Here is a 5097-nt window from a genome sequence, read left to right as displayed (position 1 = left end):
CGTGATGCGTCGCCTTGCCCACATCGATGCCGACCCAGACCAGCGGCCGATCCTCCACGCCCGATCTCCTGTTGTCGCAGGTCAACCCCACGGACAGCCCCGCCAGCAGGTCCCTAAACAGCGACGGCCCGCAGCAGATCTGAATCAGCGGCCAGGGCGTCCAGAACGACAGGGCGGCCATTCCTTTCGAGCCACCGTGCAGCAGGACCGCATCAGCCACACCCCGTCGCCCCGGGCATCCGGGGCACCAACCCCGAACAACACCGACCTTAGGGATCCGCATGAGCGAACTGGCTGGTCTGCGCGTGGTTGACGCCGACGCACACATGACCGAACGCCACGACCTGTTCACCGAACGGGCGCCGAAGGGGTACGAGGACCGGGTCCCCCACGTCGAGCGGATCGACGGCACGGACATGTGGGTCATCGAGGGCAAGACGTTCGGCAAGGCCGGCTCCGGCGGCACCGTCGACCACGACGGGAAGAAGCACGCGTTCCGCGACTCCCAGGGCGGCTCGTGGGGCATCCGCGATGTGCACCCGGCCGCGTGGGACCCGAAGGCCCGGCTGACCCTGATGGACGAGATCGGCATCCACACGCAGGTCCTGTACCCGAACGCCATCGGCATCGGCGGCCAGAACCTGCGCAACTCGGTGCAGGACCCGGTGCTGCTCCGGCTCTGCGTCGAGCTCTACAACGACGCGATGGCCGAGGTCCAGGCCGAGTCGGGCAACCGGCTGCTGCCCATGCCGATCATGCCGGCGTGGGACATCGAGGCCTGCGTCCGTGAGGCCGAGCGGTGCGCCACGCTGGGCTACCGCGGCGTCAACATGACCGCCGACCCCCAGGACTCCGGATCACCGGACCTCGGCCACCGCGACTGGGACCCGTTCTGGGAGGTCTGCGCCGGCCTACAGCTGCCGGTGCACTTCCACATCGGCGCCAGCCAGACCTCGCTGTCGTACTTCGGCACCACGTACTGGCCCAGCCAGGACGACTACGTGAAGCCCGCCATCGGTGGCGCGTCGCTGTTCCAGAACAACTCCCGGGTCCTGCTCAACAGCGCCTACTCCGGGATGTTCGACCGGCACCCCGCGCTCCAGATGGTCTCCGTCGAGAGCGGCATCGGCTGGGTGCCGTTCATGCTCGAGGCGATGGACTACGAGCTTGCGGAGAACGCGCCCAAGCACGCCGCGAAGCTGCAGAAACTCCCCTCGGAGTACTTCCGCGACAACTGGTACGCGACCTTCTGGTTCGAGACCGGCCGCGGCGACCTGCAGCACCTCATCGACCAGGTCGGCGAGGACAGAATCATGTTCGAGACGGACTTCCCGCACCCCACCTGCCTGCACCCCGACCCCCTCGGGATCGTCAGCGAGAAGATCCTCAGCCTGCGTCCGGGGACGCGGGAGAAGGTCATGGGCGGAAACGCCACCAAGCTCTACCGGATCTAGGCAATCGATGCGGGTCCTGGTGGTGGGCGGGACGGGGCCCACCGGGCCGCACGTCGTGCGCGGTCTCCTCACCCGCGGCGACGAGGTCACCCTCTTCCACCGGGGCTCCCACGAACCGCCCGAGCTGGCCGAGGTCGAGCACATCCACGGCGACCCCCATTTCCGCGCGTCGATCGACGAAGCCCTCGGCGGGCGGGAGTTCGACGCCGTGGTGGCCATGTACGGTCGGCTCAGGCATCTGGCGCCCGCGCTGGCCGGGAGATGCGGCCAGTTCGTCGCGGTCGGCGGGGTGCCCGTGTACCAGGGGTTCTTCCCGAGCCCCGGCCAGAGCCCGCTGCCGGTCCCGGTGACCGAGGATCATCCTGTCGTCCGGGACGGCACCGGCCCGGCGGCGGAGGCAGCGACGGCGACGGCGGCGCCGACGGCCCTGGCGTTCTCCAGCCGGCTCGCGGAGGCCGAGGCCGCCGTCTTCACGCACCACGCGGGGGCGGCAGTCGTGCGTTTTCCGATGCTGTTCGGACCGAACAACCCCCGGCCGGCCGAGTGGTCGGTGGTGCGGCGGGTACGCGACAGCCGCCCTTTCATGATCCTTCCCGACGGCGGCGGCCAGATCCACACCCGCTGTGCCGCCGCCAACGCGGCCGCGTTCGTCCTGGCCGTGGTGGGCGCCCCGGCGGTGGCCAGCGGCCAGGTCTACAACGCGGGCGAGGCGACGAGCTGGTCGCTCCGCGACTGGGCGTCGGCCATCGCCCGGCTCATGGGAGCCGACCTGGAGCTGGTCGGGCTGCCCCGGGAGATCGCCGTCGAGGCCACCACCACGCTGCTCCCGCTCGCCGGCACCACCGCGACCCACGTCGTCGTCAGCACCGAGAAGGCACGCCGCGAGCTGGGCTACACCCCGGCTGTCGACCCGCTCGACGCCCTGGCCGCACTCGTCGACTGGTACGGCGAGCACCCCGACTTCGATCCGGCCGCCAGCCCGTCGTTCACCGACCGGTTCGACTACCCCGGCGAGGACGCGCTGCTCGCCGAGTACCGAGCGGCGGCGGAGCGGCTGGCCGCCGTGGTCGAGCAGCGCGCGGCGCCGCCGGTGCACAGCATGCCCCACCCGCAGGAACCCGGAAAAGCGGACCACCGCGGCCGCTGAGGGAGGATGTGAGTGACTACTCACCCAGTTTTCCACGGTTACCGCCACCATGCCTGACCTGCGCACCACCCGGGTGGCCGTCGTGACCGGCGGCGCCAGCGGCATCGGCCGGGCCAGCGTGCTGCGCTTCCTCGCCGAGGGTGCCCGGGTCGTCCTCGGCGACCTCAACGAGGCGAACGCCGGGCAGCTGCTGGACGAGGTCGCCGACCCGGCCCGTGTCCGGTTCGTGCCCACCGACGTCACCGACGAGGCGGACGTGGCCACGCTCGTCGGCACCGCCGTGAACGCCTTCGGCCGGATCGACATCATGTTCAACAATGCCGGTATCGGCGGAGCCTTCGGGCCGCTGGTCGAGACCGACCCCGCCGACTGGGACCGGACCTTCGCCGTGATCAGCCGCGGGGTGTTCCTCGGGACGAAGCACGCCGCCCGAGCAATGATCGCCCAGGGTGACGGCGGAGTGATCGTGAACAACGCCTCCGTCGCCGGCCTGGGTGGTGGTGGCGGCCTGACCGCGTACTCGGCGGCCAAGGCCGCGGTCGTCAACTTCACCGCCAACGCCGCCGTCGAGCTCGCCGCCCACCGCATCCGGGTCAACGCGGTCTGCCCCGGCCTGGTCGACACCCCGCTGGTGATGGGCCGGGACGCCGCCGCCATCGAAGCCCAGCTGGCCACGTTCCAGCCATGGCCAGAGCTCGGCCGGCCGGAGGACATCGCCGGCCTCGTGGCCTTCCTCGCCGGCCCGGACAGCGTCTTCCTCACCGGAACGGCGGTGCTGGCCGACGGCGGCATGGTCGCCTGGGGCCCTCGCATGACCGGAACCTCGGATCCCCGCGGCCGGACCCGCAGCTTCGTCGGCTTCACCGAGGGCTCGACCGGCCGACCCGCAACCAGACGACCCGTCGATGGCAGCTGACGCGGAGCCCGTCGCGACCAGGCCTGCTGCTGACCCTAGGCCGGGCCGACGTGGGTGGCCAGCCACCGCAGCATCCGGTCCCAGGCGTCGCGGGCGGCCTGCGGGTGGTGGGTCGAGGGCCGCTCGGGCGTGTGGAAGGCATGCTGCGCGCCCGGATAGCTGATCAGCTCGGTCGGCACCGAGGCCCCGGCGGCCTCGGCACGCAGCTGCCCGATCTCCTCCAGCGTGACCCAGGTGTCGTTCTCGCCGTACAGCCCGAGCCACGGGGTGCGCAGACCGCCGGCGACGTCCAGCAGCGGCGGGGCTCCGGACCAGTAGGGCTCGGTGACGGCGCCGCCGTAGAAGGACACCGCGGCGCCCAGGCCGCGGCGCGCGGCGGTGAGAAACGCCGCCGTACCACCCATGCAGAAGCCGATGACCGCGGTCCGGCCCGGCGGAAACCCGGTGGCGGCCAGGTGCTCCAGGCACGCGTCCAGGTCGGCGGCGATGCCGTCGGCGGTCAGCGTCCGCATCTTCGTGGCGCCCTCGGCCACGGGCACCTCGGCAATGCCGTCGCGATGGTAGAGGTGCGGTGTCAACGCCAACCATCCCTCGTCGCGCAACTGCTCGCACACCGAGAGCACGTACCCGGTGATCCCCCGCGCGTCCGCAAGGACGATGACCGCACCGCGAGCCGCCGACCCGAGCGCGGACGTGGACGTCGCGGGCCGTGGAGCGGCGACAGTCACCGGGACGCCCGCCCCCGGCTTTCCCTCTCCGGGGGTCTCCCCCACTGCGTGGCCACCGGCGTCCGTCCCGCCACTCGCGGCAAGGCGCATCGTCTCGAGCGTCATGGCGCCATCATCCGGCACGCCCGACACGAGGCATCGGTCGTACCCGGCCCCGCTCAGGGACGCGACGACAGACGTTGAGAGGGTCTACGTCGACTCCCGCTACGCCCTGCTACTCGATTACAAGACGAAACACTGCGTATCGGAACATACCGGAACGTGCCGCCCCGTGCCGCAAAATCCGAGGTCAGGACGTTTTCGGTGCCGGAACGTGCCGGCCGATGCCGCGCCGTGCCGGAGCATCCGCGCACACAATGCGCCCACATGTCCGGTGGATCTAGGTCAGCGCCTGAGCGATGTCAATGCCTCGCCAGCCCGCGCCACCAAGGCTTCTCCGGTAGCGCTCCGTAGTCGTTTGTGGTTTGGAGATCAGGACCATGCCGTGGCCTTCGGGCGAGAAGGCCCGCTGTGCCAGGGCGAAGCCCAGTTTCGTGGGCGACTTGTAGGTGCGGCGCATCATCGACACTGAGTAGACGGGGCACCGCAGGCGCCGCCGCGGCCGGCGAGCGTCCCGTGGTGCGAGGATGGAAACGAACCCCGCAAGGGCCATTTACGCGGTTCGCTGGTCGACCGGGCCGCGTCGGTGTGGTCGCGGTCGTACTGATGATTAATGTGTAAAGTTCTGTTGATCAGGGCTGTTCCCAGGTCAGTCCGGTTTCGGTGAGGAACCCGACGAGGAGTTCAGGTCGGTACTGCATGCGTTTCAGGCCGTGTTTGACAGCCTGGTGGACCTCGTCGATGCCACGGGCG

General features: G+C 70.6%; 5 protein-coding genes. 3 read left to right on the top strand and 2 right to left on the bottom strand.

Annotated elements, in window-relative coordinates:
* Positions 1 to 220, bottom strand: a 220-nt coding sequence (locus AB1460_RS35565) for a hypothetical protein (protein ID WP_368966817.1), incomplete at its 3' end; no start/stop codon positions are given.
* A gap of 61 nt (positions 221 to 281) precedes the next feature.
* Between AB1460_RS35565 and AB1460_RS35560 the strand changes: the two genes are divergently transcribed.
* The 3 genes from AB1460_RS35560 to AB1460_RS35550 are packed head-to-tail and all read left to right on the top strand — an operon-like array spanning position 282 to position 3517.
* The gene (locus AB1460_RS35560; RefSeq protein ID WP_368966815.1) at positions 282 to 1454 is read left to right on the top strand and encodes an amidohydrolase family protein; all 1173 of its coding nucleotides are present in this window, start codon (positions 282 to 284) and stop codon (positions 1452 to 1454) included.
* A gap of 7 nt (positions 1455 to 1461) precedes the next feature.
* The gene (locus AB1460_RS35555) at positions 1462 to 2601 is read left to right on the top strand and encodes an NAD-dependent epimerase/dehydratase family protein (protein ID WP_368966813.1); all 1140 of its coding nucleotides are present in this window, start codon (positions 1462 to 1464) and stop codon (positions 2599 to 2601) included.
* A 49-nt stretch (positions 2602 to 2650) separates the two neighbouring features.
* Positions 2651 to 3517: an SDR family NAD(P)-dependent oxidoreductase gene (locus AB1460_RS35550; protein WP_368966812.1), complete on the top strand. Its 867-nt coding sequence runs from the start codon at positions 2651 to 2653 to the stop codon at positions 3515 to 3517.
* Between the two features lie 35 nt (positions 3518 to 3552).
* Here AB1460_RS35550 and AB1460_RS35545 read toward each other — a convergent pair whose 3' ends face one another.
* Complete coding sequence (locus AB1460_RS35545) at positions 3553 to 4350, bottom strand: dienelactone hydrolase family protein (RefSeq protein WP_368966811.1); 798 nt, start codon at positions 4348 to 4350, stop codon at positions 3553 to 3555.
* Positions 4351 to 5097 lie beyond the last annotated feature (747 nt).

The organism is Parafrankia sp. FMc2, assembly GCF_041008525.1.
Lineage (GTDB): Bacteria > Actinomycetota > Actinomycetes > Frankiales > Frankiaceae > Parafrankia.
The sequence above is the reverse complement of the archived record's forward strand: the minus strand, read 5'-3'. Positions and strand labels throughout refer to the sequence as shown.

Bases quoted from the DNA above. Each gene is read 5' to 3' on its own strand.
- AB1460_RS35550 (WP_368966812.1), top strand. From the start codon at position 2,651: ATGCCTGACCTGCGCACCACCCGGGTGGCCGTCGTGACCGGCGGCGCC.
- AB1460_RS35555 (WP_368966813.1), top strand. From the start codon at position 1,462: ATGCGGGTCCTGGTGGTGGGCGGGACGGGGCCCACCGGGCCGCACGTC.
- AB1460_RS35560 (WP_368966815.1), top strand. From the start codon at position 282: ATGAGCGAACTGGCTGGTCTGCGCGTGGTTGACGCCGACGCACACATG.
- AB1460_RS35545 (WP_368966811.1), bottom strand. From the start codon at position 4,350: ATGACGCTCGAGACGATGCGCCTTGCCGCGAGTGGCGGGACGGACGCC.